This window comes from Candidatus Thermoplasmatota archaeon, from assembly GCA_034660695.1.
GTDB lineage: Archaea > Thermoplasmatota > E2 > UBA202 > DSCA01 > JAYEJS01.
This window is the reverse complement of sequence record JAYEJS010000004.1, coordinates 1-3,216: the sequence shown is the minus strand read 5'-3', so window position 1 is coordinate 3,216 and position 3,216 is coordinate 1. Positions and strand designations below refer to the sequence as shown.

The 3,216-nt window shown below is 39.5% G+C and carries 3 protein-coding genes; 1 reads left to right on the top strand and 2 read right to left on the bottom strand.

Going from position 1 to position 3,216, the window contains the following annotated elements; translation table 11 throughout:
- Positions 1-148: 148 nt before the first annotated feature.
- Positions 149-1,102: a transglutaminase domain-containing protein gene (locus U9O96_00150; protein ID MEA2053521.1), complete on the bottom strand. Its 954-nt coding sequence runs from the start codon at positions 1,100-1,102 to the stop codon at positions 149-151.
- A gap of 19 nt (positions 1,103-1,121) precedes the next feature.
- Positions 1,122-2,489, bottom strand: coding sequence for a hypothetical protein (locus U9O96_00145; protein MEA2053520.1), 1,368 nt, complete (start codon positions 2,487-2,489; stop codon positions 1,122-1,124).
- A 194-nt stretch (positions 2,490-2,683) separates the two neighbouring features.
- Here U9O96_00145 and U9O96_00140 point away from each other — a divergent pair, with 194 nt between their 5' ends.
- Positions 2,684-3,064, top strand: coding sequence for a hypothetical protein (locus tag U9O96_00140; GenBank protein ID MEA2053519.1), 381 nt, complete (start codon positions 2,684-2,686; stop codon positions 3,062-3,064).
- Positions 3,065-3,216 lie beyond the last annotated feature (152 nt).

The window sequence follows — 3,216 nt, the reverse complement described above, 5'->3', positions numbered from 1 at the left end:
CACATTTCCATGCCTATCTTTTAGGCATTTTTTACCTTTCTTTTTTTCCATCTTTTCCCTCCTAGCATGTTCTTCTGCTAAGAGGCAATTATCTCCTACTATTTAAATCTTCAACAAATTTATTGGGAACTACCCGGATCCTTTATCACTATCCAAAGGCAACGCCTTTTGCTGTTTGCAATTCCATTTTTGGTGTTTTTGGAATTTTTTTTCTTACTTTTTTATCGTAAGCTGCTTCACCGCCTGCCTCTTCCAATATTTGCTTGCCCCGTTCTATCTGCCCGAATATGCTTGCATTGACTCTTTCCATGGAACCTGGAGCTATCTTTTTCAGCAGTTTTGTGGCCGAACCCAGACCATAGGGAATAGACTCCATTCGCATGGTTGTCCCAGGAAGGGCGAAAAACCATGTACCGAGAGAATCCTCACCAAACTTTGTTATAGGTATGCCCGCCGCCGCCTGCCTTTCAGACGTTGGGCCTACATGGGCGACCACCCATTTGTCATCAACGTAAGCTTCTCCCTCACCCTCTATCATAAAATATCCCATGGAATCATACCATTTTTTGACCAGCGGGTCGACGCGTATTGTCGCATCGTACCACGCCTTTATCATGTTCATAGCGAACATCTTGTATCTTGCCTTTATTCCAGCAGCCCTACACAAAGCGATAAACGCCGATATCTGGTGAAAGCATGTGCCAGTGCCCCTCCTGATAGTTGCTTCAACTCCGTCCATCGGGAGTATTTCCAGCGTTATATTGCGTTTCACAAATTCAAAAGCATCTTCTGCAAACTCGCTATCAGATTTCTCAAATGCTCCGAGTTCATTTGCAAGTGCTATTACTTCTGGAACTCTCGGGTTGCAGTAAAGCGTGGGTCTGAGATATTTCTCATCCGATTTGCAATATTTCATCCCCTCTTTGTACTCTGGCAACTCGTATCTTCTCGGCGGCTGCACATACCTTTTTTCGTGTGGGCCAATTTTTCTGACTTTTTTGAGACTGCCCAGATTTGTAACAAGTGTCTTACTTAACGAAAAAGCACCATTTATCATCAACTTAAGGTAGGTTTTTTGCGGGATGTATCCCTTTTCCTTCATTTTTTTAAAGCTAACCATTCTATTTACCCATATCCATTGAAAGCACGCGGCGCATTTCCTCCGCACATCCTCTCATTTCCTCTCCCATCACCCTTTTTATTTCAGGCTCGAAGACAGGGCCGGGGCGGTCGCATACAGGACAATGTTCCAGCACCCTGACTCTGTCACCCGAAATTATAAAACCTGGATAGCTTTCTGCCAGCGGATCAAGGAAAGCAAATCTTCCCCACTCACCGTATCCAACTGGCTCAAATTCATCATCGAGTATTAGTGGATGAAAGTAGGAATAAGGAATGTGCAAGTAATGCCCTTCCGGACAGTGAACCATCCATCCATTTCCCTCAACCATTCCATACACGTCAAGGCAATTTTTCCCAGGTATGCCCAGGATATCCTCCACCCTTTTTCTGAATTTCTCAACGGGCATTCTTTTGTGTTCATATATTTTCCAACCGCCCCCAGTTACAACCGCCCCGTTATCTCCAAAATCAAATGATTCACCATCCTCTTCCAGTTTATTCATAACGAAATGCAGAATAAACGGTGCACCAACCATAGACATTTTTCTTTTCTTTTCTTCTTTCTCCCTCAACCATTTTATGATTCTATCCACCATTTTTTTATTCTCCCTTTTAACTGCAAATTTTATCAGGGAACTTTTCACTCCGCCCCCCATTGCCACCTGTATTAGCTCTGTAGATAGCTCCCTGTTGATAGCCACCTCAATGTTTTCTATTGCATCAAAGTATACGGAGCAAACCTTGCCGGCATAAACATTTGTTCTATTGGGGTCGGGCATCATCAAATATCCGTCCATTTTGTATTCCCAGAATGGATATACCATTGTTATTGCAGTTTTTGCAATTGCGTATTCCGATAAGTAAAATGTTCTCTCGTCTCTCGGTATAAATGTATACCTTCCGCTTGTTCCACTGCTATAAGAAATTTTTAAGCCGGCGGCATTGAAACTGTTTATAACGTCATCATACGACGGATTATTTTTATTTACAACAACGTTTGGCAGTTCCCCGGTAAACAATGTCGCAAGCCACGCTGCAAAATCCTTGCCGGAGGGATAGTCTTTAAAGAATTTATCGGGTATCAGCGGTATTTTGGCTAAATCATCAATGCTTTTTATGTCGTCCGGGGAGGTATTGCTTTCTTTACAGAAATTCCTGTAAAATCCGTTATTTTCATAATGGTGCTTAAAGGCATATCTTATGGCCTTCAATCTCATCTCATCCGCTTCTTTCACAGGCAGGTCAAAAAGATTGTCCGGTTTATACAATGCCTGGTGGACGGGCGTCCATGGTTCTGGAAGAATATACTTTTCTGCCCGTGCATTAAACTTGTTAATATAGTCTTGAAAGGCTGCCTTATCTGCCATAAAGTTATATTGCATATCATATTAAATTATTTATTCTAAAACGGATTTTAAATCAATTTAAATTTTATTTAAAAAAATATTTATTAAGACAATAATTAAAGATAGTGTAATCCTAACTCCGCCAAAATAAAACACTGTTTTGCTATCCTCCCTAGGGGCAAAATAGTAAATATCTAACATTTGATACATTAAATATGGGAAAAAGGAATGAAGAAAAAGACAAAATTACAGACCTAGTTAAAAATTATTTCGAGGAAAAGAAGAAAAGTTTGTGTATAGAAGAATTTTGTTTACAGACTGGAGAAAAGACATACAAAAGAACGGATTTAGTTATAATTCCTAAATGGAAGAGGGAATTTTTTCCAATAAAATGGGAGGATGATACTCCATTCTTCGATATGATAGCGATCGAAAGCAAATATTTAGAAAATACAGAGCAGAGCATTATTGATGCCATTCCACAAGCAATAGTATATCAACAATTTTTCCCAAAAGTTTGTATTGCTTGTCCAAGTGGTGATTTTGGGTCTACTGAAAAATTTCTTAAAAAAATGGGATTGGATGTATTCCTGTAAATAAGGAAGGTACAATAGAAGAAGAAAAATTATTAAATCCTAATGAAAAAAAATGTGTTTAATCCAATTATAACAAAGGATAATAGGAAGAAGATTGCTAATAAACTCGTCGTTCTTGCATTAGGGAGAGTTAGATTTGGTGCGATAGAGAA